This window comes from Paenibacillus vini, from assembly GCF_018403325.1.
Taxonomy (GTDB): Bacteria; Bacillota; Bacilli; order Paenibacillales; family Paenibacillaceae; genus Fontibacillus; species Fontibacillus vini.
In genome coordinates this window covers 1-1,145 of record NZ_BOSL01000042.1, presented here as the reverse complement: position 1 = coordinate 1,145, position 1,145 = coordinate 1, and the positions used below count along the sequence as shown (strand labels likewise).

The window sequence follows — 1,145 nt, the reverse complement described above, 5'->3', positions numbered from 1 at the left end:
CTCGGAGGGAACAGAATTTCGATTACAGGGCTTTTACCTTCTTTGGCGGGCCTTTCCAGACCTCTTCGTCTACCCTGTTCCTTTGTAACTCCATGTGAGACGTCCCACAACCCCAGAGAGCAAGCTCTCTGGTTTAGGCTCTTCCGCATTCGCTCGCCGCTACTAACGGAATCACTATTGTTTTCTCTTCCTCAGGGTACTTAGATGTTTCAGTTCCCCTGGTATGCCTCTTCACACCCTATGTATTCAGGTATGAGTGACTGGGTATTACTCCAGCCGGGTTTCCCCATTCGGACACCCCCGGATCAAAGCTTGCTTACAGCTCCCCGAGGCAGTTTCGTTGTTCGCCACGTCCTTCTTCGGCTCCTAGTGCCTAGGCATCCTCCGTGTGCTCTTAGTAGCTTAACCAACTCGCTCTCATTTCGGGCTATGCGATCTGTTGTCCGTCGCTTCCCCTTTGACTTTCGTCATCAGGCGCGCACTTCCAAAGGATCTCCTATCCCAAAACGTTCGCTCGTATCAACTACCTTATTGAAACTTGTTTTGACACAAGTTCAGCTAAAAGGAATGTTCTAATTCGCAAATTCTTCGTTTCGTTATCCAGTTTTCAAGGATCAAGTGACTGTGTTACCAGTCATTTTGAGAGTTGAACTCTCAAAACTGACCAACGAGTGAGTAACAGGCCTAAACCTGATTTTTATTTGAATGTCTTCGTTGCAGAAGACGATTCTCCATAGAAAGGAGGTGATCCAGCCGCACCTTCCGATACGGCTACCTTGTTACGACTTCACCCCAATCATCTACCCCACCTTCGGCGGCTGGCTCCTTGCGGTTACCTCACCGACTTCGGGTGTTGTAAACTCTCGTGGTGTGACGGGCGGTGTGTACAAGACCCGGGAACGTATTCACCGCGGCATGCTGATCCGCGATTACTAGCAATTCCGACTTCATGCAGGCGAGTTGCAGCCTGCAATCCGAACTGAGACCGACTTTGATAGGATTCGCTCCATCTCGCGACTTCGCTTCCCGTTGTATCGGCCATTGTAGTACGTGTGTAGCCCAGGTCATAAGGGGCATGATGATTTGACGTCATCCCCACCTTCCTCCGGTTTGTCACCGGCAGTCACTCTAGAGTGCCCAACCGA

The 1,145-nt window shown here is 50.5% G+C and carries 2 rRNA genes; both read right to left on the bottom strand.

Annotated features, from left to right (window positions below):
• Window positions 1–408 (bottom strand): 23S ribosomal RNA (locus KJS57_RS25990); the annotation flags it as partial.
• 329 nt (window positions 409–737) lie between these two features.
• Window positions 738–1,145: ribosomal RNA gene (locus tag KJS57_RS25985) — 16S ribosomal RNA — on the bottom strand; the annotation flags it as partial.